Here is a 25,561-nt window from a genome sequence, read left to right as displayed (position 1 = left end):
CATAAATGCAACGACGGCGCTGCTCTCGCCTAAGGATGGGACGCCCGCGTTTTCTTAATTTGGATACGGAACGGTCTCTTCGGCGATGACTTTGCCATCCCTCATGATTTTGTATGTCGCCTCTTTCCCGTATTCAATCGTGAACTCCAGCTGTTTTTTCACCGTTTTCGTAATCTCAAACGTTTGAACAGGTGCGGACATCGAATGGTTCATGTCTTCAATAAAAATTTGCACTTCCTGTTTCGGGTTTTCTTGTGCAGATGCATCTGTTTTGCCGCCGGAATCGTTTCCGTTTGATTCGCTGTTGCTGTCACCGGACTGGCTGTTTCCGTCCGACCCGGAACTTTCGCTATTGTTTTCATTTGTGCTCCCGGCGGAATCCGTGTCCGGCTCATACGGGATCGTTACTTCCTTTGTGACCGTCTTTGGCGGCATTTCTTTCTGTCCTTTGCTGATGGTCACTTTTACGACCGAGCCTTTTTTCAGCTCGGTTCCCGGCTGCGGGGATTGCGAAATGACATGGTCCTTTTTCACGGTATCCGAATAATCTTTTCCGGCATATTCAATGGAAAAACCGGATGTTTTTTCATATGCGTCCAGCTGTTTTTTTGAAAATCCAGTTAAATCCCCGACTGCATAAATTTCCGGGCCTTTGCTTACAGTAAAGGTAAGCACCGTGCTTTCGGGCACCACTTTTTTATCGGGCGCGGGATCCTGTGATATAATGGTCCCTTGCGCACTGTCATCGTATACTTCTTCTTTATCGATGTCTTTAAAATGTTCCCCAGTCAATAAATTCACGACATCGTCAAACTGCCTGCCGGTATAATCGGACAGGGTAAATGTTTCTTTTCCCGTGCTGATATAAAGGGAAACTTTTGTCCCCTCTTTGATTTTTTCCCCGGCTTCGGGATCCGTTTTGATCACCTGCCCCTTTGGTACCGTTTCGCTTGTTGTTTTAATCTTCTCCCCGGTTTTCAGACCATGCGCCGTAAGCACGGCGGCAGCAGCATCCGCCGTTTTGCCTGATACTGACGGGACGCTGACGGTTTTCGGGCCGAGCAGGGACGGCAGCAACAAGGCGGCAAGGCCGGCAAGCACGACCAGAAAGGCAAGGGTGCCGACAACGAACGGCCATTTTTTCCGCCGTTTTTTCTCTTTTTTGTCCCGCTTTGTGTCCGGTTTCTTTTCCTTTTCATTTTCTCCGGCCGGATTTGCGATAATGGTTTCTTCATTCCGGTCGGGGCCGGCAGCCACTTCGGAAATCACCGGCATAATTTTCGTCTGATCTTCGTCTTCCGGGATAACAAATTTCGGTTCATTCAGCCTTTCCGGCAGGAGTGCGGTGCGGATATCCTCCCCCATTTCTTCGGTGCTGTTATAACGGTAAAACGGATCTTTCGCCGTTGCTTTTAAAACAATATTTTCAACACTTTGGGGAATATCGGGATTCCACCTTTTCGGCGACGGCGTCTCGCTTTGCAAATGTTTTAAAGCAATGGAAACGGCAGATTCCCCGGAAAAAGGAAGCCTTCCCGTTAAAAGCTCGAACATCACGATGCCGAGTGCGTATATATCCGATTTATATGTGGCAACACCGCCCCTTGCCTGCTCGGGGGAAAGATAATGGACCGAACCGAGCACGGCATTTGTCCGGGTGATTGAAGTAGCGGATAAAGCCATGGCAATCCCGAAGTCCGTAATTTTCACAACGCCGTCATGGCTGATTAAAATATTTTGCGGCTTAATGTCACGGTGGATAATATGGTTGTCATGGGCATGTGCGATCGCCGCTGCAAGCTGTCCCATAATGTCCAGCGTTTTCTCAACGGAAACCGGGCCGTTTTGCTGTATGTATTGTTTTAACGTCATGCCCTCGACATTTTCCATGACGATATAATTTAAATCGTCCTCTTCGCCAACATCATAAATACTGACAATATTCGGATGGACCAGGCTCGTTGCCGATTGGGCCTCCCTGTGAAAACGTTGGATAAACTCCGGCTCATTTGCAAAATCCGGGCGCAGCACTTTGACGGCCACATCACGGTCCAAAATCATATCGCGGGCCAGATAGACGTTTGCCGTGCCGCCGCCGCCGATCAGGCTTTTGACTTTATAGCGGCCGCTGATCCGTCTTCCGATTAACATTAAGGGCACCCGCCTTTATTGCGGCCGGACGAAAGAAGCACAATCGTAATATTGTCTTCCCCACCGTTTTCATTGGCATAATCCACGAGCATGTCCGCTTTCTCCCCAAGCGGCAGATCTTTTTCCAGCACTTCTTTCATCACTTCCGTCGGCACTTTATTCGACAGGCCGTCTGAACAAAGCAGCAAAGTATCATTTTCTTCAAATACAATCGTTTTTAAGTCGGGCGAGATCGAATCTTCCGTCCCGAGCGCTTTCAGGATCACATTTTTATGTGGGTGATTTTCGGCGTCTTCTTTTGAAATCTGGCCGGTTTTGACCAGTTCATTGACCAGCGAATGATCTTCCGTCAGCTGCTGGAAGCCGTTTTCATTAAAAATATAGCCGCGGCTGTCTCCGATATTGGCGATGGAAATAAAGCCTTCGGTGCAGACCGCTGCAACCAGTGTGGTGCCCATTCCTTCGCATTCAGGGTGATGGGCGGCATGTTCAAATAAACGGGCATTCACCTCGCCGATCGTCTCGGAAAGCCACGCCTCCGCGGACTCCGCATCGGCAACCGGGCCGAATTTTTCAAACGCTTCTTTAAAACATTGCACCGTCATGCCGCTCGCAATGTCACCCGCACGATGGCCGCCCATGCCATCCGCAACAATCGCAAGGAGATCACCGCCGGCATTTTCAAAGACTCCCCCACTGTCTTCGTTATGCTGCCTTACTCTGCCCTTGTCCGTTTTGTAGACAGATTCCATTATACCCCCACCTTCATACTCTTTGACGTGTTTATCATCAGGCAAACCTATGCTTTACCGGCCTTTTTGCGGATGCTGGCGATGAAAAATCCGTCCCCGCCGAAGTCCTGCGGAAAAATCTGCATCCGGTATCCGTCAACGCAAGATTCCATTGCTTCCGGGACGTGCAGCGGATACGGTTCAAATTCCGGATGTTCCTGCAAAAATGTTTCAATCGTCCCTTCGTTTTCTTTCCGGTCAACGGTGCACGTGCTGAAAACAAGGATGCCGTCCGGTTTTAACAGTTCCGACACGCCCGATAAAATCGAAAGCTGGACCTGCTTTAGCGCATGGATATCGTCAACGGTTTTCGCATATTTGATATCCGGTTTCCGTCGCAGCACGCCAAAACCTGTGCACGGCGCGTCGACAAGAATGCGGTCAAAAGTATTTTTTTCAAAACGGGCGCCTGCATCCCGGCTGTCCATCGCAATCGCTTCGACCTGTCCGGTACCGAGCCTCTCTGCATTTTCCTGAACCAGTTTTACTTTATGCGGATGGAGATCGAGCGCGACAACTTCTCCCGTTCCTTCTAACTTTTCCGCAATATGGGTCGTTTTTCCGCCCGGTGCCGCACAAGCGTCCAGAATCCGCTGGCCTTCCTGGATGCAAAGCGCATAGGCAACCGCCATCGAACTTTCATCCTGGATGGTGAAGAGCCCTTCTTTAAAGCATGCCGAGCGGGCAAGATTGCCTTTTCGTGAGCGGACAGCTTCCGGAATAACCGGGCTCCGCTCAACGGTAAACCCTTCCCGCTCCAGTTTTTCGATGACTTCTTCCACGGATGCCCGGTTCAGGTTCACCCTTGCTGTCTGTAACGGCGGAATCAGGTTTGCTTCACACATTTCTTTCGTCGTTTTATAGCCGTAAGCTTCCGCCCATCTTGCCACAAGCCAGTGCGGATGGCTCGTTGCCACCGATAATCTTTCAAGCGGGTCTTCTATTTCCTTTAAACTTCTGAGCCCCCCGCGCTGGATGGCGCGCAAAACGCCGTTGACCATTCCGGAAATCCCGCGGTGGCCCCGTTTTTTGGCGATCTCCACCGCTTCAAAAATAATCGCGCGGTCAGGGATTTTATCTAAGTATACCATTTGATATAAAGACAAGCGCAACAAAATCCGCACCCAATTTTCAATTTTTTTGCGCAAAAACGGGGCGAGAAAATAGTCCAGTGTCTGTTTTCTCTGCAACGTGCCATAAGTGATTTCCGTAAGCAGCGCCCGGTCAGGACCGTGGAACCGGTATTTTTCAATATAGCGGTCAAGCAGCAAATTGCTGTACGACTCGTTTTTCTCCACTGCCTCCAAAAGTTCAAGCGCCGCTTCACGGACATTTTTCCGATCTTTACTCATCTTCATCTCCAAATTTCATTCCGGGTGCAAGGCCGCCCGCTGAACCGTTTAAAAATTGTGCAACCGCCATCCGTTTCTTCCCGGCAGGTTGCAGTTCCGTCACTTTAATGCCGGTTGTGTTGCCCGTTGCGACCACGATCCCGTCTTTTTCTATCGTGACGATGGTGCCCGGCTCCGCCTGCTCAGAAAGCGGCACTTTTTCGCTTTTCCATATTTTAAACGTCTTTCCGCCAAGCACGGTGTAGGCAACCGGCCACGGGCACAGCCCCCTGATTTGGTTGTAAATGACTTCCCCCGGTTTTTTCCAATCGATTTTTTCCTGGCTGCGCGTAATATTGTGGGCAAACGTCGCCTTCTGTTCATCCTGCGGCACCGGCGTCACTTCTTTTGCCAAGATTTTCGGAAGCGTTTCGGATAAAAGCACAGCGCCCGCTTTGCTCAGCTTGTCATGGAGGGTGCCGGCATCATCGGTTTCTTCAATTTCGACTTCCCGCTGGCTGAAAATGTCGCCGGCATCGAGTTTTTCCGCCATGTACATAATGGTGACGCCGGTCTTTTTCTTCCCTTGTAAAATAGCCGTATGGATCGGCGCCCCGCCACGCAGTTCCGGCAGCAGTGACGCATGGACATTGATGCAGCCGAACGGGGGCGCATCAAGCAATGCTTTCGGCAAAATCTGCCCGTATGCGCATGTAACCACAACATCCGGTTTGAGCGCCAAAATACGGGCGAGGCTTTCCGGCTCGCGCAATTTTTCCGGCTGAAAAACCGGAATGCCGTGCTTTTCCGTCTCCCGTTTTACAGGCGGAGGGGTTAAAACCTGTTTTCTGCCAACCGGCCTATCCGGCTGCGTCACAACGCCAATGACCTCGTACCCGTCGCGGATCAAAGTCTGTAAAACCGGCACGGCAAAATCCGGCGTTCCCAAAAACACCACTTTCGTCATTCGGCATCGGCCTCCTCAAAAACCAAGTCTTCCTCATCCACATAATCAATGATTTTGGACGTAAACAAAACGCCGTGCAGATGGTCGATTTCATGCTGCAAAGCGCGGGCAAGGAAATCTTCCGCTTCAATGGTGAACGCCCTTCCGTTTGCATCCTGTGCTTTTACTTTCACATAATGGGCGCGCGAAACCGTCCCATAAACGCCGGGAAAACTCAGGCAGCCTTCGACATCCGTCTGTTCCCCGCGCCTTGTTACGATTTTCGGATTGATGAGGTCAATCCGGCCTGTTTCATCCCCGGTATCGACAACGGCGATTTGCTGGTTGATGCCGACTTGCGGGGCGGCAAGGCCGACCCCGTCCGCTTCAAGCATCGTTTCATACATTTCATCCAGTACCGCTTTTAAAGACGGGCCGAATGCCGTGACCCGTTTGCATTTTTCCTCCAAAATAGCGGCAGGATATTTTACAATCTCCATCATTTCGAATCACTCGTTCCTGTTACATCATCATATTAGGATTGACATCGACCGCGATGCTTAATCCTTCCGAGGCAATCTGGTGCTGGAAATGTTCCAGCAAAACAGATAATGTTTCATTGAGCCGCGGTTCCCGTTTGTATTTTATCAGACATTGGTAACGATATCTATTTTTCACACGGGGTACCGGGCATGCCGAAGGGCCTAAAATCACGCTTCCGCCCGACACCCGGTTCCGCATAAAACCTGCGATTTTTTCGGCTGCGGACATGGCTTTCATCACATTTTCATGGCTGACCGTAATCAGGGTGAGATAGTAAAAAGGAGGATAGGCGCCCACTTTCCGCATTCTCATTTCCTGGCGGTAAAAGCGTTCATAGTCCTGTTCCCCTGCAAATTGGATGCTGTAATGTTCGGGGGTATAGGTTTGGACAACAACCTCGCCTTCCAGCTGGTGCCGCCCCGCGCGCCCGCTTACTTGCGTTAAAAGCTGAAACGTTTTTTCAGACGCCCTGAAATCGGGCAAATGGAGCATCGTGTCCGCATTCAGCACGCCGACAAGCGTAATATTTGGGAAATCGAGCCCTTTTGCAATCATCTGCGTCCCGAGCAAAATATCGGCTTCCCCGTTTGCAAAGCTTTGCAGCATCCGTTCATGTGCCCCTTTGTGGCCGGTTGTATCGACATCCATCCGGATCACGTGTGCTTCGGGCAACAGCCGCCCCAGTTCCTCTTCCACTTTCTGCGTCCCTGTTCCGAAATAACGAATATGGGAACTCCCGCATTCCGGGCATGTTGCGGGCACAAACGTCTCGTAACCGCAGTAATGGCATTTCATTTCGTTTGTAGAGCGGTGATAGGTAAGCGAGATATCACAGTTCGGGCATTGCTGCACATACCCGCAGTCCCGGCACATGACAAAGGAAGAGTATCCCCTTTTATTCAGCAGCAGCACAGTTTGCTGTTTTTTCTCCAGACGGTCTTTCAATTTTTCAAAAAGCTCTCTTGAGAACATGGAACGGTTGCCTGCGCGCAATTCTTCGCGCATATCGACAATTGAAACTTCGGGAAGCGGGTGGTTGTTCATCCGTTTTCCCATTTTCAGCAAAGTATAGACCCCTTTTTGCGCGCGGGCAAATGATTCAAGCGACGGGGTGGCGCTGCCGAGTATGACCGGGCAATGGTGGTTTTTGCTCCGGAAAAGGGCGACGTCCCTCGCATGGTAGCGCGGGTTGTCCTCCTGTTTGTAGCTGTTTTCATGTTCTTCATCAATAATAATGATGCCAAGATTTTCAAGCGGGGCAAAAATCGCCGACCGCGCCCCGACGACCACTTTCGCTTCTTTGCGGGTAATTTTCCGCCATTCATCGTATTTTTCGCCGACCGATAAGCCGCTGTGCAAAACCGCCACGTCTTTGCCGAAACGGCTTTTAAAACGGTTCACCATTTGCGGCGTAAGAGAAATTTCCGGCACAAGGACAATCGCCTCTTTTCCCTGGTTCAGCACTTCCTGTATCGACTGGAGATAAATTTCCGTTTTTCCGCTACCGGTTACGCCAAAAAGCAAAAACGTTTCATTTCTGTTTTCGCGGACAGCGGAAAGGACCGGGCCGATTGCCTGCTTCTGCTCCGCAGTTAAAGCATGTGGCACGCTCTTTTGAAATTGGCGGCCGGCATACGGATCGCGGTACGATTCTTCCTGTTTTTCTTCCAACCATCCTTTTTCAAGCAATGTTTTGATAACCGCCCGCGATACGCCGGCTGTTTCTGCCAGTTCGGGAGAAGCCATCTTAGCATCCGGATTTTCCAGGAAAAATTGCAGCACCTGCTTTTGCTTCGGTGCATTTTTCGGCACTTCTTCCATCCGTTTTTCAAGCTCGTCTTTGGACAGCGGGCAGAAAATAAGCCGGACCGTTTTCTTATTGGCTTTGCTTTTGACTTCATACACGACTTCCACCGATCCGTTTTTCGCTTCTTTTTGCAGAAACGGCAGAAAGCCCTTTTGCTGTGCTTCTTTCCAGCTGATTTCGTCATGACCCTTAAACACTTCGTCAAGAAAAGGGTTGGCGCCCCCGTCCTGCCTTTTGATGCGTTTTTCATATTTTGCCTTCATCGCAGCCGGCAGCATCGCCTGGTAAGCGGAGATTTTCAGGCAAAGCGTTTCCTTCGCAAGCCAGTCCCCGAGCGCAAGCAGCTCCGCATTCAAAACCGGGGCCAAATCCTGCGGCGCAATGATTTCACGCAAGTTCTTCACTTCTGAACGGTCTTTTATGCCCGCAACAAATCCCTGGATCGTACGCGGGCCGAACGGGACAATGACGCGCATTCCCGGCTGAATGGCCGTTTCCCATTTTTCCGGGATCCGGTAATCAAAATATTTATCTGTCTGCATTGCCGGTATATCGACAATCACATTTGCAATCTTCATTTCTTTTCGCCCTTTTCGATCTCGCGGCAGATTTCGCGCAAAATTTCCCTTGCCGCCTCATGCTTGGAAAGCAGCGGGAGTTCCCGTTTCGAGCCGTCGCGTTTAAAAATGGTCACGATATTGGTATCACCGGCAAAGCCGGCGCCTTCCCGGCTCACATCATTGGCAACAATTATATCCGCACGCTTCCGTTCCATTTTGTCGCGCGCATAGTTTTCGAGATTATCGGTTTCCGCGGCAAAGCCGACGAGAAAAGGCTTGTCCGGCCTTTCGCCGAGTTCTTTTAAAATATCTTTTGTCCGTTTCAATTCCAGCGTCAGGTTGCCCGGCTGTTTTTTCATTTTTTTATCAAAAACACGGACCGGCGTGTAGTCTGCCACGGCTGCGCTTTTAATGATGATATCCGCTTCTTTGTAGCGGCCCATAACCGCATGATACATCTCCTCTGCGCTCTCCGCTTTGATGATTTCCGTTTCGGCGGGCGGTGTCAGATTGTCCACACTTGTGACAAGCAAAACGTTTGCCCCCATATTGGCCGCTTCTTCGGCAAGCGCAAATCCCATTTTTCCGGACGAACGGTTTGAAAGAAAGCGAACAGGATCAATTTTTTCAATCGTCGGGCCGGCTGTCACTAAAACCGTTTTCCCGGACAACGGTTTTGGTCCGCCACCGCTGAAAAAATCTTTCAAAAGCGCCACGATGTTCTCCGGTTCTTCCAATCTTCCTTTTCCGGTATAGCCGCATGCGAGATGCCCATCCGCAGGCTCGATCAGCCGGTAGCCGAAGCTTCCAAGCGTTTCCAGGTTCCGGCGGACAGCCGGGTGGCCATACATATGGACATTCATCGCCGGCGCCACCCATACCGGCGCGGTCGTGGCGAGAATCGTGGTCGAGACCATATCATCCGCTATTCCGTTCGCCAATTTTCCAATAATATTAGCGGTGGCCGGCGCAACGAGGACAAGATCCGCCCAGTCTGCAAGATCAATATGGGCAATTTTTTCCGGGTGTTTCTCATCAAATGTATCGGTGTACACTTCATTCCGGGAAAGCGCCTGAAACGTTAACGGCGCCACAAACTTGCAGGCGGATTCCGTCATGATGACTTTCACATGTGCGCCGGACTGCGCCAGCTTGCTTGTGAGCGCAGCCGCTTTAAAGACGGCAATCCCGCCGGTTACGCACAATAGTATATTTTTTCCAAGCATCCATATGCCCCCTGTAAAATCTCAGTCAAACTCCTTACGACCATTCTAACAAAAAAGCAAATATAAGAAAAAGGGCTGACGCCATATCCGCCAGTCCCTGCTCTGTGATTTTCCGTATGATCGCGCCAGGATGCCTTAAGAAGCTGTTCCATCGTGTTTGATCCGGAGGACGCCGACATAAATTTCTTCAAGCGCCTTGCCGACATTTTTATCGGAAACATATTTTTCAAGTACTTCGTTATGCTCGTCCTGCAGCTGGCGGGCGCGTTTTGCCGCGATCGTGACAAGGGAATATTTTGAATCGATAATTTTCAATAGTTCATCAATGGAAGGATAAAGCATCTTATTCAACCTCCAGAATTTTTTTATACAGCTTCGCAACGCGTGTCGTCCGGCAATGTTCCGCGACGACAATGGCTTTGATTTTTTCGCAGGCGTTTTCTATTGTATCATTTTCCACGACGTAATCATATAAATTCATCATTTCGATTTCTTTGCGGGCTTTTTCCATCCGGTCGCGAATCCTTTCGGCTGTTTCCGTCCCGCGCTGCGTAATCCTCAATTCCAGTTCGGACAAACTTGGCGGCGCAAGAAAAATGAATAAGCCGTCCGGAAATTTTTCGCGGACCTGCCGTGCGCCCTGCACTTCAATTTCGAGAAACACATCTTTTCCCGCTTCCAATGTTTCCTTCACATAATCGACAGGTGTCCCGTAATAATTGCCGACATATTCCGCGTACTCCAGCAGTTTTCCCTGCCTGATCAGTTCTTCAAATTCTTCGCGTTCTTTGAAAAAATAATCCACCCCGTCGATTTCACCTTCCCGCGGTTTTCTCGTCGTCATTGAGATGGAATATTCAAATTTCGTATCCGGCTGCGAAAAAATGGCTTTCCGTACGGTCCCTTTCCCGACACCGGACGGACCGGATAACACAATGAGCAATCCTTTTTTCTTCAACGCTATACCTCCTCGCCATCTGTTTCCCCGTCCGTAACACGGTGCGCCACTGTTTCCGGCTGAACTGCGGAGAGAATCACATGGCCGCTGTCCATCGTTACCACTGCCCGGGTTTTTCTGCCGTATGTCGCATCGATTAAAGTGCCACGCTCGCGTGCATCCTGAATGAGCCGCTTAATCGGCGCTGATTCCGGGCTTACAATGGAAATGATGCGGTTTGCCGAAATGATATTGCCAAAGCCGATATTAATGAGTTTTACCACCTGCATCCTCTCCCGCTCGCATACAATTGACTTCGCGCGAATCATTCTATATTCTGCACTTGCTCGCGCATCTTCTCAAGGACCGTTTTGAGCTCAACAACGGCTGTTGAAATACCGGAAGCATTTGCTTTTGATCCGATCGTGTTCACTTCCCTGTTCATCTCCTGGATCATGAAATCCAGTTTTCTGCCAATTGGCTCATCAAGCGCCAACGTTTCGCCAAATTGAATCAAGTGGCTCTCAAGCCTTGTTACTTCTTCATGGATATCGGATTTGTCGGCAAACAGCGCCGCTTCCTGGACGAGCCTCGCTTCATCCAGCCGGCCGCCTGATAGCTCCTGCATCCGCTTTTCAAGTTTGAATCGGTATGTAGAAACGAGCGACTGCGCCTCTGTTTTGATATCGTCCACCTGCTTTGAAATCGTTTGGAGATGTTTTTCCAAATCGGCTTTGAGCAGGGAACCTTCTTTTTCGCGCATAAGCCGCAACTGCCCGGCCGCCTCTTTGCAGGCTTCCAAGACAAGGGTGAGGATTTCTTCATTATCTTCCTCTATTTCTTCTATTGTAACTAAATCTTCGCGGTTTAATAACTCGCGAATGCCAAAACCTGATTCAATTCCGTATTGCTCACGGATCCGGCTTAAAAACCGGTGGTATTCGTCCAGCAAATCCCAGTCGACCCGCAGCCTGCGTTTGACAAGCCCTTCACCGGCAATGGTGACAAACACGTCAATACGACCCCGCTGCACATAGTTCCCGATGATTTTTTTCAACTCTTCTTCCACTTTGACAAGCTGCTTCGGCATCCTGATCTGATATTCGCAAAAGCGATGGTTGACAGACTTGATCTCAACTGTCACACTGAACTGCTGCGTCTTTCGGCGGCCTCTGCCATAGCCCGTCATGCTTAAGACCATCTTCTCACGCCCAATCTCTTCTTACATCTACCGTCGCGCCGGTTTTAACCTTCACGGCTTTCATCGCGCCTTTTCCTGGCTCAATCAAAAAAGCTTTTACGGAGATTATACCGCGCCCCGTTCAATTAGGAAAGAAAATCTTAACCGGAGCGCCGGGGGAAACTTCGCCAAAAGAAAAAGTAATAGAGGATCCCCTATTACTTTTAAGATTATAGCATAATTTAAGGTTTTTTTCTTAAATAATAGGTCCCCGCAAGCAAAAATGTCGGAATCGCACTCATGCAGAGGACGAGCAGCCAGTCTTTCGGCAAAATCGGAAGCGTATGGAAAACCGGCTGGAGGGCCGGAACATAAATCACGGCAAGCATAAGCAACACCGATGACAAAACAGCAAGCACAAGATAGACGTTTCCAAACGGGTTGCGTGCAAGCACCGAGCGTTCGCTGCGGCAGTCAAACACATGGATCAGCTGAGCAAGGACAAGCGTTGCAAATGCAATCGTTTGGGCATAAGGAAGCCGGTCAGGATGCTGGTAATATACGGTCACAAAAGCGGCCAATGTCGCAATTCCGATCAGAAAACCGCGCGAAATCACTTTCCAGCCGAGCCCGCGCGCAAACACCCCTTCACGCGGATGGCGCGGATTCCGCTTCATCACATCTTCTTCCGGCTGGTCGAGGCCGAGCGCCATCGCCGGCAGCCCATCCGTTACGAGATTGACCCACAGAATTTGGATGGGAACGACGGGAAGCGGCAGGGACAAAAGCATCGCAAACAGCATGACCAGAATTTCGCCGACATTGGAAGCGAGCAGGTAACGGATGAATTTCCGGATATTTTCGTAAATATTGCGGCCTTCCTGGATCGCCGCTTTAATCGTCGCAAAATTGTCATCGAGCAAAATGAGCGAGGACGCTTCTTTTGCGACATCGGTTCCGGTTATGCCCATCGAGATGCCGATATCGGCCGTTTTTATGGCCGGTGCGTCATTGATGCCGTCTCCTGTCATGGCGACGACTGCCCCGCGGTTTTGGAAAGCTTTGACGATTTTCAGTTTATGATCCGGCGATACACGTGCAAATACGGAAACTTCGTCAATCACGTCTTCCAGCTCATCCACCGTCAGTTCGTTCAGCATCGCGCCGTCCACCACTTTTTCACGGCTTGTGCGCAAAATCCCGAGCTGTCTTGCAATTGCTTTTGCGGTCACAGCATGGTCGCCCGTAATCATCACCGTCCGGATGCCCGCTTCCTTACATTCTTTAATGGCTTGTCTGACTTCCGGCCGCGGCGGATCGATCATTCCCTGGACGCCGAGAAAAATCAAATTTTTCTCCGCCTCTTGTTCGTTTTTTGCCGTTTCGCCTGCTGCAAGCGGCTTGAATGCGATGGCGATCGTCCGGAGCGCCTGGGCAGCCAAAGATTCGACCGCTTTCTCTACTTTTCTCCGTGTTTCCGGATCAAACGATTGTTCCCTGCCGTTCCAGAGCACCGACCGGCTTACCCCGAGCAGCACATCCGGCGCGCCTTTTGTGATCACAAACCGTTTGCCGTGTTTGTCACGGATCACCATGCTCATCATTTTCCGCGTTGAATCAAATGGAAATTCCTGTTCAATCGTAAAATCTTTCAGCAGTAATTCCCTCGTTAAACCGGCCTTCAGGGCAGAAACGAGGAGCGCGCCTTCCGTCGGGTCGCCGTCTATGATATATTCTTTGTTTTTCACTTTCAATTCGGCATGGTTGCATAATAGCCCGAACGTCAACAGCTGGTAGACGCTTTTTTCCTTTAACGGGTGGATTTCCGCGCCATTGTCCGTAAAAATCCCTTTCGGCTCATAGCCCGTCCCGGACACTTTCCACGTCTTTCCCCCGCTCCATAAATGAGTGACTGTCATTTTGTTTTGCGTCATTGTGCCGGTTTTATCCGAGCAGATGACAGACGCACAGCCAAGCGTTTCCACAGCCGGCAGTTTCCGGACGATCGCGTTTTTCCGGATCATGCGCTGGACACCGAGCGATAATGCGATCGTCACAATCGCCGGCAGGCCTTCCGGAATCGCCGCAACCGCGAGCGAAACCCCCGCCAGAAACATGGAATACAAGTCATGCCCGTGCCAGACGCCGACAAGAACAACAAGGAGGGTTAAAAGCAGCGCCACCACGATTAAAATTTTTCCCAGTTGCTCGAGCCTTCTTTGCAAAGGGGTCGCCATCGCTTCGGCGTTTTGAATCATATCGGCAATTTCCCCCATTGCCGTCTGCATCCCGATGCCGGTGACAATGCCGATGCCGTTGCCGCGCGTTACCATTGTCCCCATAAACGCCATATTATGCAAATCGCCAAGGCCCGCATTTTCCACAGGAATCGGTTCCGTTGATTTCTGGGAAGGGATGGACTCTCCGGTTAACGCCGACTCTTCAATTTCAAGATTATTGGCCTTTACAATCCGGACATCGGCGCCAACCCGGTCCCCGCTTTCAAATTTTAAAATATCACCAAGCGTCACTTCTTTGGAAGGGATTTTTACCCATCGCCCGTTTCTTCGTACATTGACTTGCGGTGCGGAAAGTTCTTTTAATGCTTCAAGCGATTTCTCGGCCCGCCGCTCCTGAAAAAAGCCGAGAAACCCGTTAATCAATACAATGGCGATGATGGCGACCGCGTCGACATATTCGCCTAAAAATCCGGAAATCACGGTTGCGGCAAGCAGGACGAGCGTCATAAAATCTTTAAACTGGCTGAGAAAGAGCATAAGGGCAGATTCCTTTTCCGCCTCTTCCAGTTCATTAAAGCCGTACTGCCTGATTCTTTTTTCCGCTTCTTTTTCGGTGAGCCCTTTTTCCAGATCAGTTCCGAATTCCTGTTCTACTTCTTTTTCACTCATTTCGTGAAACATCATGAAAATACACTCTCCCCTGCTTCTGCCCATTATTGTCTTAATAGCAACATATTCAGCCCTGTCCAAAAAAATGATATAATTTAACATGCCAACGACTGACGCAATGCTTTATGCATGCGCGAAAGAATTGAGGAATGCGATATGTCATTTGACGGATTATTTACAAGAGCGATGGTAAAAGAACTTGTTGATACGATAAAAGGTGGGCGGATTAACAGAATCCACCAGCCGTACCAGAATGAACTGGTCCTTGTGGTGCGTGCAAACGGAAAAAACAGGCGGCTGCTTTTGTCAGCACACCCGGCCTATGCGCGCATTCAGCTGACGGATGAACCGTTTGACAACCCGCAGGACCCGCCGATGTTTTGCATGCTTTTAAGAAAACATCTGGAAGGTGCCGTGATCGAGGATATTCACCAGGCCGGCCTTGACCGTGTTGTTGTCTTTGACATCAAAAGCCGGAACGAAATCGGGGATATTTCCTTTAAACAGCTGTACGTGGAAATCATGGGCCGCCACAGCAATATCATCTTGGTCGACAAAGAGCGGAACCTGATCATGGACAGCATCAAACATGTCCCGCCGGCTGTTAATACGTACCGGACGATTCTCCCCGGGCATGAATATGTTATGCCCCCCGAGCAGCACAAACGGAACCCACTTGAAGCGGCAAAAGAGGATGTCACAGCAGCGCTTGACTGGAACAGCGGGAAAATGGACAAGCAGATTGTCGCGCAATTTGCCGGCGTCTCTCCTCTTTTGGCGAAAGAAATCATGCACCGGGCGAAGTTTTCGAATCCGGAAGCAGTCACGGACGCGTTTTTGTCTGTTATGGAGCCGATTAAAAAGTTTGACCTCCAGCCAGTGATGATCATTGGCACGCAAAAAGAATCGTTCTACATGATCCCGCTTACGTCTCTTGAAGGCGAAGTCAAAACTTTTCCGACTTTAAGCGCGCTGCTTGACCGTTTTTATGCCGGTAAAGCCGAACGTGACCGCGTCAAGCAAAAAGGCCACGATCTTGAGCGGTATGTGAAAAATGAACTGGAGAAAAACGAAAGCAAAATCAAAAAGCTGGAAGCCACGCTTGCGGAAGCGCAAAACGCCGAACAGTTCCAGCTGTACGGCGAACTATTGACAGCCAATTTGTACGCCGTAAAAAAAGGCATGGACAAAGTGAAAGTGCAAAACTATTACGATGAGGACGGGGCAATGGTTGAAATTCCGCTTGATCCGCTGAAAACCCCTGCGGAAAATGCGCAAAGCTATTTTTCTCGCTACCAGAAAGCAAAGCATGCACAAGTCGCCGTGCGTGAACAGATCAAAAAGGCTCGGGATGAAGTGCTGTATTTTGAAAACCTCCTCCAGCAGCTTGAAACGGCCTCCCCGAAAGATATCGGGGAAATCCGCGAAGAGCTGGAAGAAGAAGGTTATTTGAAAAAACGGCACATCCGCGTCCGGCGGAAAAATGCAAACAAAATCGCCCTCGAAAAATACGAGGCATCGGATGGTACGGAAATGCTTGTTGGAAAGAACAACAAGCAAAACGATTATTTGACAAACCGGGTCGCCGCCCGCGATGAAATCTGGCTTCACACAAAAGACATTCCCGGGTCGCATGTTGTCATCCGCAGCAAAAACCCGGCGCCGGAAACGATTTTGGAAGCCGCAACACTTGCCGCTTATTTCAGCAAAGCGCGCCAGTCCGCTTCCGTCCCGGTCGATTATACAAAAGTGCGCTACGTGAAAAAACCGAACGGCGCAAAACCCGGGTTTGTCATTTACGAGAACCAGCAAACCGTTTATGTCACACCGGATGTCGACAAAGTGCTGGCCATGAAAAAAACGAAGGATGCATGAAAAACACGGAATAGGTTGTAAACAGCGCAGGACTGGGCCTGCGCTGTTTTTTTTGGCAAAAAAACGCTTTCGGGAGTGAATGATCTAAATAAATCCCAAAATATTGAAATAACTGCCTTAATTTATTTTGTCAGATCATTTTAGAAAACAATTTATATTTGGAGGTCTTCACATGGCAACTTTAGAAAAAATCAGCGCGTTTGCAGGAAAAACGTTCACCGTATGGGTGCTGATTTTTGCAGTCATCGCTTATTTTTTACCCCAGCATTTTGCGTGGATTGGGAATTATATCGTACCGTTATTGGGAATTGTCATGTTTGGCATGGGGCTGACGCTTGAATTATCAGATTTTAAAGAAGTTTTTAAAAAACCGCTCGAGGTGGCGCTCGGCGTGATCGGCCATTTTGTCATCATGCCGCTTATCGCTTTTCTGCTTGCAGTCGGGCTCAACTTGCCGAAAGATATTGCAATCGGCGTCATCCTTGTCGGCTGCTGCCCGAGCGGCACGGCTTCGAACGTGATGGTGTTTCTCGCGCGTGGAAATGTGGCGCTTGCTGTTGCGATCGCTTCCGTGTCCACGATTCTTGCGCCGATTGTCACACCGCTTTTAATCTTGCTATTTGCCAGCAAATGGGTGCATGTCAGTGTATTGTCTTTATTCCTTTCAGTTGTCCAAGTAATCATTGTGCCGCTTTTGCTCAGGTTTATCGTGAAAAGGTTTTTCGGCAAACAGGCGCGCGCCGGTGCAAAGGCGATGCCGCTTGTCTCGGTTGTGGCGATCGTGCTGATTGTAGCGGGAGTGGTCGCCGGAAGCGCCGAAAAAATCGCACAAACGGCTTTACTCGTTTTTGCTGTCGTTATTTTGCATAACTTGCTTGGCTTTATCATCGGCTTTTTCTTCGCCCGTTTGTGCGGGATGGACCTTGCCAAGCAAAAAGCGGTTTCGATGGAAGTCGGCATGCAAAATTCCGGGCTCGGCGTTGCGCTGGCCACCGCGCATTTTTCCCCGCTTGCCGCCGTCCCGAGCGCGATTTTCAGCGTCTGGCACAATTTGTCCGGTTCGTTGCTCGCAAACATCTACAGCCGGATGAAAGACAAAAAGGCAGTCAATCCCGACACAAAACCGGCCGCAAGCCAGCATATGTGAGAAAAAGAGGGGACGGCCTGCGAAGACAGGTAAAGTGATACCGATGACAAGGACACATGATGAAAAGCGAAAGCAACAAGAAGAGGATGATGCGTTCTATGTTAAGAAGGACCTTCGTTTTTTCGCGGTTTCTTAACATAGGCGGGGGCTATGTGAAGGAAGGCCTTCGTTTTTACTTGCTTCCTTAACATAGACGGGCTCTAGGTGAAGAAAGGACTTCGTTTTTTCACGCTTCCTTAACGTAGACGCGCTCTAGGTTAAGGAAGAACTTTGTTTTTTCTTGCTTTCTTAATGTAGACGCCTTCTATGTGAAGGAAGACCTTCTTTTTTCCGCGCTTCCTTAACGTAGACGTCCTCTAGGTTAAGGAAGGACTCTGTTTTTGCTTGCTTCCTTAACGTAGACGGGCTCTAGGTGAAAAAAGGCCGTCTTTTTTCCGCACTTCCTTAACGTAGACGTCCTCTATGTGAAGAAAGGACTTCGTTTTTTCACGCTTACTTAATATAGATGCATTTTATGTTAAGGAAGGCCTTCGTTTTTGCTTGCTTTCTTAACGTAGACAGGCTCTAGGTTAAGGAAGGACTTTCTTTTTCCGCGACTCCTTAACATTTGAATGAAGCCGCTGACAAAAAAACGGCGAGACACCGCCATTAATCGTGTCTCACCGTTTTTTTGCATCCTATAATAAAAATAACATCTTTTTTATACGCCCCGCTTGTTCCCCCACACCAATGCATGCAGCTGCGGAAGGACATAAGCATCATTCATTTCTTCTGCCTGCAAGGTTAGATTCACCAGCCATTCGTATCTTCCGATCAGCATTTTCGCTAACGCATCCCGGTCGGGCAAAGCAATATCCGGATTGCCGACTTGTAAATAGAAGGGAACAGCAGGATAGCGTTTATGGATCTTTTTGGCGTAATCAAAATCCTTCTCGTCGAAAACGACAACTTTTAAGCAAAAATGGCTTCCCGCCAGTGTTAACTGTTCAATCATCCTATCCAAAGTCTCAAAATCTGTGTGCATGCCGGAACTCGGCGGCTTTGGCGAAATGGTCACATCATTAACGTCCGGAAGCCAATTTTGCCAGCGCGATCCCTGTGTCTCAACTGCTGTACGGATTTGATGGGTTTTAAGCAAATCAACCAGTTCACCAAGGCCTTTCAACAAAAGTGGATTGCCTCCCGAAATCGTGACATGGCTAAAGTTTTCTCCTCCTGTTTCTTTCAGCTTCTGGAAGATCTCCTCTGCCGTCATCAGCACAATCCGGCCTTTTTCCTCCCCGTTCCAGGTAAAAGCAGAATCACACCAGCTGCAGGCATAATCACACCCGGCCGTGCGGACAAACATGGTTTTCTTTCCGATGACCATACCTTCCCCTTGTATCGTTGGACCAAATATTTCGATCACCGGAATTTTACTTACCATCTGTTTCTTCCTCCATCCATTCCCGTTTCATCGTTGCATAACTTTTTGGTGTTTCATAGAGTACCAGTTCTTCCAATCTCGCTCCCCGGTCTTTGTAATCTTTTTGCTGGTTAAGCCGGTTTTCAATCTCTTCCCACATCCAGACCACCATATTTTCCGCAGTGGTGTTCATTGGCGGAAGAACGTTGTTTAAATATTGGTGATCCAGTTTTTCCTCAACCGCTTCCTGAAATATCTTTTTCAGATCGCCAAAGTCTATGCTGATGCCAATTTCATTTAAGTACGCACTGCATGTTATTTTTACTTTGTATGTATGGCCGTGCAGGCTTTTGCATTTTCCTTCATACAAATGCAAATGATGGGCAGCATCGAAAGTAAATTCCTTTGTTACAGCTGTTCTCTTATGATGATACTTCAATTGCTCTTTCCGAATATCTTTTCCAAATATCTGGACCTTCTCCGGAATGTGATATTCACTCAACGTTAACATCCTCTCCTGATCATTGCTTATTTCTCTATTATAATGGTATTCTGGAAAACCAGAAAGATTTTGGAATTCACCTTCTTCTTTTTCTAAACTCGGAAACCGTAGACTAGTCTATATCCATTAAAATGAAAAAATGCCCGGCATTCGCATATCCCATTGTTCCTCGGAAATGCTTTTAACATATAGGCCAAATGCTGCGCCTTTTAAAACTCCGGTTGAAATTTCCACAGCGAGTTCTCTTTGAACCGTCCATTGATAAAACTTAAGTTACTCAACTTTCGCAGACTGAAACAGGTAGGTATACCTTGATATAATTCGGCAGACCCGCAATCCATTGTTGTAGTTGACTTTTGATCAGTTGTTGAATTTTCTTATTACTTTTATCCAGAGTATCTTCAAGAATCTCGACTAACTGCTGCAATGCAACAGCCCAATCAAGGTCATCTATTTCATCACATAATTCATAAAACATGCCACCTAATGTTCTGTCATCTACACTGCAACGGTTTTGCCATGACAAGACAATATACCTTGCAAACACAATGGTCGTGTGGCTGATAAGCGCGTCATATGAACGACTCTGGAATTCCTTTTGTAGTTTTAATAGGGACTTTGTTGTTTTGAAGAAAACCTCAATATCCCAACGCATCCCGTAAATACGGATGATTTCCTGGTCACTCAGTGTACAGTCTGTACTCAAAATCGCCAACCAGTCGCTTTTCTTGTTGCGGTTGCGAACAAAGACAACTTTAATTGGCACGCCATTGGCCTGCGTTGTATGGATGGAACGCAAGATTCCTTTCTTTCCACTAGTCGGTTTAGCTAGACGATACAATTCATCTAGGCTAACACGCTTACCATCGACAAAATAGCGTTGTTTTAATTTTTTGACCATACCAATTACGTCAAGACCTTGTTCTGTAATCTCCTTGATGAGAGGTTGTTGGGTGAACCACGAATCCATTAGAACATAGGAAGCATCGATACCAGAATTCATCGCCCGGGCAATCATGCCAGGAATCTGTTCTGGTGCCGTTTGTAATGCTTCTTTTCGGCGCTTATAACCGGAGCTGCGTTTATCGATATTTTCGGATATGCCGTTGATCTGGCTCTTTTTCGAACTCAATAATGAGAAGTCAACGGGTAGGAATGTTGCGCCATCAGACCATCCTAATGTCAACATGCGGAATCCTTTGTAAAAACGCATTTTTTGAGATGCATGATCAAAGCAGCGAGCCAGAAGCTCAACGTGTTTGCTTCGGTTCCGGTCATAAGATGAATCATCTAAAATCAATACTTTCGGACGGTCATGACGTGTCAATTTCGAAACTTTTCCAATCACTGAGGCAACCAGTGAAAGGAGGAAACGACGCCAGTTGAACGTTGATTGGTTGAGAAACCGATAAACGGTATCTTTGGCTGGAATGTCTGTAGCTTTCTTACTTTCCAACATCCTGAACCAGTTTTTGTTTTCAAAGATCATACAAAAAATCAATTGAAAAATGTAGGCACAAGAAAAACCAAAGGACTTCGTAATACCGGCGATTCGCAAGTGTTTCAACATATTCAACTCTTTAAATGTTGATTTTATTTCATTTGGTAGTTGATTATTCAGGCTGTTTTTCGCTATCATAGTAGGAGACACCTCTTCTATTTGGTAGTGATTTTCGATAAATCAACTATACCAAAAGTAGAGGTGTTTTTTCATATATTAATTTTACTGTCAAGTGCTGTATCTGAGACGTAATAGACATTAGCCAGCACTGAATTTATTATGATTTTCTAGGTGCGAAAGTTGAGTTAAGTTATATAAGATGAACTAATCATCTTTGCTCAATTTTTTGGTCCTTTTTCGGGTATAAAGTCTGTAATGATACCAAAAAGGATGGAGAAAAAATGGTAAAACAAGAAATTGAATCCTTACGAAATGCAATGAAAAATACAAAAGATAAACGTCTTTATGAGCGTTACCTTTCTGTGCTATTACACCTAGAAGGCCATACTTAGGGCTTGCTGAATAAGCGAAATTCCTAGATTTGGCAAGGATGCTGACAGCTTTGGCAACCATTTAAATGCAAAGGTTTTACAACAAATCCAGGGAAATGCCTGCACGCGAAAGCCGATTCAACGTCCGGAGAAGACAAACTCACGCATTTTCGCATATATTTTGCGATGGAGTTTGCAGACAAATTGGGTACAAATTCAGAACCGGATTCGTTCAGCAAGCCCTACTTATATGGATATCGCTAAGATTATAGGACGTAATCGGCAGACGGTTATGGCATACTTTCATTCTTATGAAGAAGGTGGAATTTCCGGGCTACAAATGAAAAAAACAACAGGTAAACCCGAAAAGTTAAGTAAAGAACAACAGAAACAGTTGGCCGATACCATCGTGAATAAAACACCTGCAGAAGTCGGTTTCGAAGCAAAATACACTTGGACGCTCCAATTAATTGCCGACTGGATTCAACAAGAGTTTCAGCAGTCTTTTACTCCCAAGGGTGTTTCTAAGATGTTACACAGGCTTGGATTCAGCTACACTAAGGCAACGTATACTTTGGCAAAAGCTGATCCGGACGAACAAGGAGTTCAAAGAAGTCACTTTTCCAGCGTTGAAAAAGGAACTGGAGAACGGTCTCATTGACGACAGTTTTATGTGATTTTTATCCAATATACAACGCAGACTTTGCAGATGAAAAGTTTGCGTTGTATATTGGAAAGAGGCGGCTTTTCACTCCAAATTCGGGAGGGTGCCTGTTACCTCCCGAACAATTCATTTAAACTTGAAATCTTGCTTTCCGGACTTTCCTTTTTGTTCCAAAATCTGTATTTTTCTTTCCAAATCAGCATTTTTTCTTTCCAATTCCCTGTTTGTTCATTCCAAAATTGGACGTTTGCTTGTTGAAACTGCTCCCTTGACCTGCATTACCTGCTGTTCATCTCCGCCACGATTTCTTTATATTTCTTTTCCGTCAGGCGGTAGAAAAAGCCGAATACAACAATGGTTAAAATGGACAGTGCTGCCGGATAGATGAACATAAGCGCTTTGATACCGAAAATGGCGCTTGCAGACTGGACGGCATTCGGCACATATCCGGAAATGCCCAGCACAAACCCGGGAATAAACCCGGCGACAGCCTGCGACAATTTGCGAAAGAATGTAAAAAAAGAGTAGACAATGCCTTCCGTCCGCTTTCCGGTTTTCCATTCCCCGTATTCCACACAGTCGGAAATCAATGCCCAGTTCAGGCTGTTGACAAAAGCGTTTCCGAAAAAGGCGAGGCAGGCAAATACAATAAAGAGGACGGCATTATGGGCAAAAAACAAAGCAAGCAGATCGGCAACAGCCCAAATGGCACAGCCGAACATATACGTGTACTTTTTCCCGATTTTTCGCTGAGCAAAAGGGGCAAGGGCAATCCCGAAAAATGCGCAGCCCATGCTGAAAAATCCCATATAGGAAACGACGGTGACATTGTGCAGTACATACTGGCAGTAATACACCTGGACGGCCAGTTTCACATTGTAGGCTGAAATGGTAAATAAATTGACCAGACTGACAATGAAAAGGGGGCCGTTTTTGACAAGCGCCTTGTAGCTGTCTTTAACCGAGTGGTTTGTTTTTTTCGGTTCCAGTTCGACATGGCGCTCTTTTATATGCTTATAAGAATAGATTTGCAGCAATATACCGGCCGTTGCAAAAATCGCAGCCGCCACCGGATATCCGATTTTCGGATTGTCGAACAGGAGGACAACCGGCATAAAACTGACTGTTGTAATGAGCAATCCAAGATTGGCGCCGGCTTGCCTGAAAGCGGACAATTCAGCCCGTTCATTGGCTTTTTTCGTCATTGCCGGGGCCATTGAACCGTATGGTATGCTGGAAATGCTGTAGATGGTGCCGAAAGCCATGTATGTAGCAAAGGCCCAAATCACTTTTCCGTTTAATGAAAAATCCGGTGAAAGAAAATTCGTCACCGTCATCAGCGCCAGCGGAACTGCGGTATACAGAATGAAAGGGCGGAATTTCCCCTTTGGCCCGATTTTTTTCCGGTGGTCCACAACCGTACCAATCGTAAAATCCGAAAAAGCGTCCCAAATTTTTGTCACTAAAAATACCATTCCTGCAATGGAAGCCGGAAGCCCGAGCGTATCCGTATAAAACTTAAGCAAATAGATTTGCCCGAGGTCAAACAGAAAATTATACCCGATATCCCCTGCGCCGTATGCGATTTTTTCCTTTCGTTGCAATTCTCCTGTTTGCGTTACCGGCTTTTGGATCCCGGCATAATCGCCCTCCAAACGGCTGGCATAATGATCCATGCAAAAACCTCCTCGTATAATAAGTTTAAATCCAAAGTGGATGTCAATTTCCAGTTCATTCTGCTGCTCATTGACAAGTGAATATAAGATTTTGTATTCCGGGCGAGCCCGGAATACAAGTTCGGACTTGGACGCTTCGCGATGTTCCCGGATAATGGTCTTAGGATCGTTTGGGTCAATGCTTCCCCTCCTTGTAGCCTGACTACTCGAAAAATCTGCATCCCCAGGTTCTTGCTTGAACGTCTAACCCGTAGGCCGTTCCTCCGGATCTCCGTGCTGGAAATGAGCAGTTCCAGGCAGCCCACGGCCCGGATGAGTTCTCATACGCGAGGCTGACAGATCGGCAAGCCATCTGGGGATATCCCGAAGCGTCCGATTCCATCGATCCCAATACAGAGAGGAGGAAATCATATGCCCTTATTTGTCGGTATTGACGTGAGCTCCAAAAACCTCGATGCCTGCCTGATGGATGGAATGGGGGAAACGTTGGCCACCCAAACGGTGACAAACAATCTTCCCGGTGCCTCTGAGTTAAGAGACGCCATCCTCCAACATGCGGAGGCGGATGACACCATCCAGATCGCCATGGAGGCCACATCTGTGTATAGTTGGCACCCGGCAATGTTTTTCCATGAAGATCCCGAGCTGAAACAGCGTCGTACAAAGGTGTTTACCCTGAATCCGAAGCTGGTGAGAAATTTCAAAAAGGCTTATGCCGAGATGGACAAGACCGATCCCAAAGATGCCTGGGTAATTGCGGACCGCTTGCGTTTCGGGAGATTGCCGAAATCCGTGATTCAGTCAGAACAATACCTTGCCCTTCAACGGTTAACACGGATGCGCTATCACCTGATTCAAAGTTTAACCCGGGAACAACAAGTATTTTTGAATCATCTGTTTTTCAAATTCAGTGCCTTTAACCTTGAAGTGGATACACCGGTCTTCGGCCATGCCATAACGGAATTTTTGCTTGAGGCCTATAGCCTCGATGAAATTGCCCAAATGCCTCTGGAGGACTTAGCGATGTATCTCCAGACCAAAGGCCATGGCCGCTTTAGCGATCCCGAGGATTTGGCCGCATCCATCCAAAAAGCTGCCCGGTCCTCTTACCGGCTTTCTAAATGTGTGGAGGATTCGATTGACTTGGTCCTGGGCAGTTCTATTGAGATCATCCGGCATCTTAAACGCCAAATCAAGGATTTGGATAAGGCGATTGCCCGCGTTCTTGATGGAATCCCGAATACCCTCCAGACCATTCCGGGAATAGGCCCGGTGAGCTGTGCTGGGATTCTCGCTGAAATCGGCGACATTGAGCGCTTTGACGACCAAGCCGCGATCGCAAAATTTGCTGGATTGTTCTGGCCCCGCCACCAATCGGGTGATTTTGAGGCTGATGACAAAATGCTTGCGCGTACAGGCAATCGTTATCTCCGGTATTACCTGGTTGAGGCTGCCAATCTGGTCCGGCGACACGAACCTGAGTACCGCGCCTTTTACCAAAAGAAATATCGTGAGGTGCATAAGCACTCACACAAACGCGCCCTCGTCTTAACGGCAAGAAAACTGGTGCGCCTGATCGATGCGCTGCTCCGCAACGATCAAATTTATGCGCCGAAAAAGAAGGTGACGCGATGAGGTAACCAGGTAACCATCATCGATAGCCTGAACTTGAAAACTTCCAGATTATTCTAATTATCTGGAGGCTTAGTTCAGTATTGCCATTTTTACGACATAGAGCCAACAAAATTTCCAATTCACTTGTTTTTAACCCTTGACATCACACCGTAGGACTTTTTCATGATCTTCCAAGTAAAAACATATATACCCTGTTTATCTCCATTTTTTCTTTTCAAAATAATTTTTTAGGAATGCGGGCCCCATCTTTTTTCGAAAAAAATTAAGTTTGGCGGGCATTTTCG

The 25,561-nt window shown here is 48.0% G+C and carries 20 protein-coding genes; 4 read left to right on the top strand and 16 right to left on the bottom strand.

What is annotated here, in order from left to right:
• Nucleotides 1-54 precede the first annotated feature (54 nt).
• The 12 genes from pknB to OF158_RS06555 all read right to left on the bottom strand — a co-directional run bounded on the left by pknB (nucleotide 55) and on the right by OF158_RS06555 (nucleotide 14,396).
• Nucleotides 55-2,151 (bottom strand): Stk1 family PASTA domain-containing Ser/Thr kinase, encoded by a 2,097-nt coding sequence (pknB, locus tag OF158_RS06610; RefSeq protein WP_035181809.1) that lies wholly within the window; start codon nucleotides 2,149-2,151, stop codon nucleotides 55-57.
• Nucleotides 2,151-2,903: a Stp1/IreP family PP2C-type Ser/Thr phosphatase gene (locus tag OF158_RS06605; RefSeq protein ID WP_014095498.1), complete on the bottom strand. Its 753-nt coding sequence runs from the start codon at nucleotides 2,901-2,903 to the stop codon at nucleotides 2,151-2,153. The genes pknB and OF158_RS06605 overlap by 1 nt, the downstream gene beginning before the upstream one ends.
• Nucleotides 2,904-2,950: 47 nt before the next feature.
• The gene (gene rsmB, locus OF158_RS06600; protein WP_017551493.1) at nucleotides 2,951-4,294 is read right to left on the bottom strand and encodes a 16S rRNA (cytosine(967)-C(5))-methyltransferase RsmB; all 1,344 of its coding nucleotides are present in this window, start codon (nucleotides 4,292-4,294) and stop codon (nucleotides 2,951-2,953) included.
• Nucleotides 4,287-5,240: a methionyl-tRNA formyltransferase gene (fmt, locus tag OF158_RS06595; RefSeq protein WP_035181823.1), complete on the bottom strand. Its 954-nt coding sequence runs from the start codon at nucleotides 5,238-5,240 to the stop codon at nucleotides 4,287-4,289. The genes rsmB and fmt overlap by 8 nt, the downstream gene beginning before the upstream one ends.
• Complete coding sequence (def, locus tag OF158_RS06590; protein WP_035181825.1) at nucleotides 5,237-5,722, bottom strand: peptide deformylase; 486 nt, start codon at nucleotides 5,720-5,722, stop codon at nucleotides 5,237-5,239. Before def ends, fmt begins: the two co-directional genes overlap by 4 nt.
• Nucleotides 5,723-5,741: 19 nt before the next feature.
• Nucleotides 5,742-8,147 carry a primosomal protein N' gene (gene priA, locus OF158_RS06585; protein WP_035181826.1) on the bottom strand — a complete coding sequence of 802 codons (2,406 nt, stop codon included), beginning with the start codon at nucleotides 8,145-8,147 and terminating at the stop codon, nucleotides 5,742-5,744.
• The gene (gene coaBC / locus OF158_RS06580; RefSeq protein WP_017551489.1) at nucleotides 8,144-9,355 is read right to left on the bottom strand and encodes a bifunctional phosphopantothenoylcysteine decarboxylase/phosphopantothenate--cysteine ligase CoaBC; all 1,212 of its coding nucleotides are present in this window, start codon (nucleotides 9,353-9,355) and stop codon (nucleotides 8,144-8,146) included. Before coaBC ends, priA begins: the two co-directional genes overlap by 4 nt.
• A 135-nt stretch (nucleotides 9,356-9,490) precedes the next feature.
• Nucleotides 9,491-9,697: a DNA-directed RNA polymerase subunit omega gene (gene rpoZ, locus OF158_RS06575; protein ID WP_014095504.1), complete on the bottom strand. Its 207-nt coding sequence runs from the start codon at nucleotides 9,695-9,697 to the stop codon at nucleotides 9,491-9,493.
• Between the two features lies 1 nt (nucleotide 9,698).
• Entirely contained in the window at nucleotides 9,699-10,313 is a 615-nt protein-coding gene (gene gmk, locus OF158_RS06570; RefSeq protein ID WP_014095505.1) for a guanylate kinase, read from the bottom strand.
• Nucleotides 10,314-10,315: 2 nt separating this feature from the next.
• Nucleotides 10,316-10,582, bottom strand: coding sequence for an extracellular matrix/biofilm regulator RemA (gene remA / locus OF158_RS06565; RefSeq protein WP_172653430.1), 267 nt, complete (start codon nucleotides 10,580-10,582; stop codon nucleotides 10,316-10,318).
• A gap of 35 nt (nucleotides 10,583-10,617) precedes the next feature.
• Nucleotides 10,618-11,493: a YicC/YloC family endoribonuclease gene (locus tag OF158_RS06560; protein WP_014095507.1), complete on the bottom strand. Its 876-nt coding sequence runs from the start codon at nucleotides 11,491-11,493 to the stop codon at nucleotides 10,618-10,620.
• A gap of 221 nt (nucleotides 11,494-11,714) precedes the next feature.
• A complete protein-coding gene (locus OF158_RS06555; RefSeq protein WP_017551487.1) occupies nucleotides 11,715-14,396 on the bottom strand; it encodes a cation-translocating P-type ATPase in 2,682 nt (893 codons plus the stop codon).
• A 141-nt stretch (nucleotides 14,397-14,537) separates the two neighbouring features.
• Here OF158_RS06555 and OF158_RS06550 point away from each other — a divergent pair, with 141 nt between their 5' ends.
• Entirely contained in the window at nucleotides 14,538-16,256 is a 1,719-nt protein-coding gene (locus OF158_RS06550; protein WP_035181827.1) for an Rqc2 family fibronectin-binding protein, read from the top strand.
• 172 nt (nucleotides 16,257-16,428) lie between these two features.
• Nucleotides 16,429-17,403 (top strand): bile acid:sodium symporter family protein, encoded by a 975-nt coding sequence (locus OF158_RS06545; protein WP_035181829.1) that lies wholly within the window; start codon nucleotides 16,429-16,431, stop codon nucleotides 17,401-17,403.
• Nucleotides 17,404-18,103: 700 nt separating this feature from the next.
• Here OF158_RS06545 and queE read toward each other — a convergent pair.
• From queE to OF158_RS06530, 3 genes are all read right to left on the bottom strand, one after another.
• Entirely contained in the window at nucleotides 18,104-18,829 is a 726-nt protein-coding gene (queE, locus tag OF158_RS06540; RefSeq protein ID WP_017551482.1) for a 7-carboxy-7-deazaguanine synthase QueE, read from the bottom strand.
• A complete protein-coding gene (queD, locus tag OF158_RS06535) occupies nucleotides 18,819-19,310 on the bottom strand; it encodes a 6-carboxytetrahydropterin synthase QueD (protein ID WP_017551483.1) in 492 nt (163 codons plus the stop codon). Before queD ends, queE begins: the two co-directional genes overlap by 11 nt.
• 277 nt (nucleotides 19,311-19,587) lie before the next feature.
• Entirely contained in the window at nucleotides 19,588-20,949 is a 1,362-nt protein-coding gene (locus OF158_RS06530) for an IS4 family transposase (protein WP_043052472.1), read from the bottom strand.
• Between the two features lie 603 nt (nucleotides 20,950-21,552).
• On the opposite strand from OF158_RS06530, the gene OF158_RS06525 reads away from it, so the two are divergent.
• Nucleotides 21,553-21,963: a helix-turn-helix domain-containing protein gene (locus OF158_RS06525; protein WP_014095515.1), complete on the top strand. Its 411-nt coding sequence runs from the start codon at nucleotides 21,553-21,555 to the stop codon at nucleotides 21,961-21,963.
• Nucleotides 21,964-22,244: 281 nt separating this feature from the next.
• Here OF158_RS06525 and OF158_RS06520 read toward each other — a convergent pair whose 3' ends face one another.
• Nucleotides 22,245-23,642, bottom strand: a complete 1,398-nt coding sequence (locus OF158_RS06520) for an MFS transporter (RefSeq protein ID WP_043052504.1) — start codon at nucleotides 23,640-23,642, stop codon at nucleotides 22,245-22,247.
• Nucleotides 23,643-24,053: 411 nt separating this feature from the next.
• On the opposite strand from OF158_RS06520, the gene OF158_RS06515 reads away from it, so the two are divergent.
• A complete protein-coding gene (locus OF158_RS06515) occupies nucleotides 24,054-25,277 on the top strand; it encodes an IS110 family RNA-guided transposase (RefSeq protein ID WP_013858393.1) in 1,224 nt (407 codons plus the stop codon).
• Nucleotides 25,278-25,561: the final 284 nt, after the last annotated feature.

The organism is Weizmannia sp. WK01 (assembly GCF_025905465.1).
Taxonomy (GTDB): domain Bacteria; phylum Bacillota; class Bacilli; order Bacillales; family Bacillaceae_C; genus Weizmannia; species Weizmannia faecalis.
Note: the sequence above shows the minus strand (reverse complement) of the source record. Positions and strands in the feature narration are given on the sequence as shown.

Excerpts from the sequence above, each read along its gene's own strand:
- rpoZ (WP_014095504.1), bottom strand. The coding sequence starts at position 9,697 with ATGCTTTATCCTTCCATTGATGAACTATTGAAAATTATCGATTCAAAA.
- queE (WP_017551482.1), bottom strand. The coding sequence starts at position 18,829 with ATGGTAAGTAAAATTCCGGTGATCGAAATATTTGGTCCAACGATACAA.
- pknB (WP_035181809.1), bottom strand. The coding sequence starts at position 2,151 with ATGTTAATCGGAAGACGGATCAGCGGCCGCTATAAAGTCAAAAGCCTG.
- OF158_RS06550 (WP_035181827.1), top strand. The coding sequence starts at position 14,538 with ATGTCATTTGACGGATTATTTACAAGAGCGATGGTAAAAGAACTTGTT.
- def (WP_035181825.1), bottom strand. The coding sequence starts at position 5,722 with ATGATGGAGATTGTAAAATATCCTGCCGCTATTTTGGAGGAAAAATGC.
- priA (WP_035181826.1), bottom strand. The coding sequence starts at position 8,147 with ATGAAGATTGCAAATGTGATTGTCGATATACCGGCAATGCAGACAGAT.
- OF158_RS06515 (WP_013858393.1), top strand. The coding sequence starts at position 24,054 with ATGCCCTTATTTGTCGGTATTGACGTGAGCTCCAAAAACCTCGATGCC.
- OF158_RS06545 (WP_035181829.1), top strand. The coding sequence starts at position 16,429 with ATGGCAACTTTAGAAAAAATCAGCGCGTTTGCAGGAAAAACGTTCACC.
- OF158_RS06560 (WP_014095507.1), bottom strand. The coding sequence starts at position 11,493 with ATGGTCTTAAGCATGACGGGCTATGGCAGAGGCCGCCGAAAGACGCAG.
- OF158_RS06555 (WP_017551487.1), bottom strand. The coding sequence starts at position 14,396 with ATGATGTTTCACGAAATGAGTGAAAAAGAAGTAGAACAGGAATTCGGA.
- fmt (WP_035181823.1), bottom strand. The coding sequence starts at position 5,240 with ATGACGAAAGTGGTGTTTTTGGGAACGCCGGATTTTGCCGTGCCGGTT.
- OF158_RS06530 (WP_043052472.1), bottom strand. The coding sequence starts at position 20,949 with ATGATAGCGAAAAACAGCCTGAATAATCAACTACCAAATGAAATAAAA.
- rsmB (WP_017551493.1), bottom strand. The coding sequence starts at position 4,294 with ATGAGTAAAGATCGGAAAAATGTCCGTGAAGCGGCGCTTGAACTTTTG.
- remA (WP_172653430.1), bottom strand. The coding sequence starts at position 10,582 with ATGCAGGTGGTAAAACTCATTAATATCGGCTTTGGCAATATCATTTCG.
- OF158_RS06525 (WP_014095515.1), top strand. The coding sequence starts at position 21,553 with ATGGATATCGCTAAGATTATAGGACGTAATCGGCAGACGGTTATGGCA.
- OF158_RS06605 (WP_014095498.1), bottom strand. The coding sequence starts at position 2,903 with ATGGAATCTGTCTACAAAACGGACAAGGGCAGAGTAAGGCAGCATAAC.
- OF158_RS06520 (WP_043052504.1), bottom strand. The coding sequence starts at position 23,642 with ATGGATCATTATGCCAGCCGTTTGGAGGGCGATTATGCCGGGATCCAA.
- coaBC (WP_017551489.1), bottom strand. The coding sequence starts at position 9,355 with ATGCTTGGAAAAAATATACTATTGTGCGTAACCGGCGGGATTGCCGTC.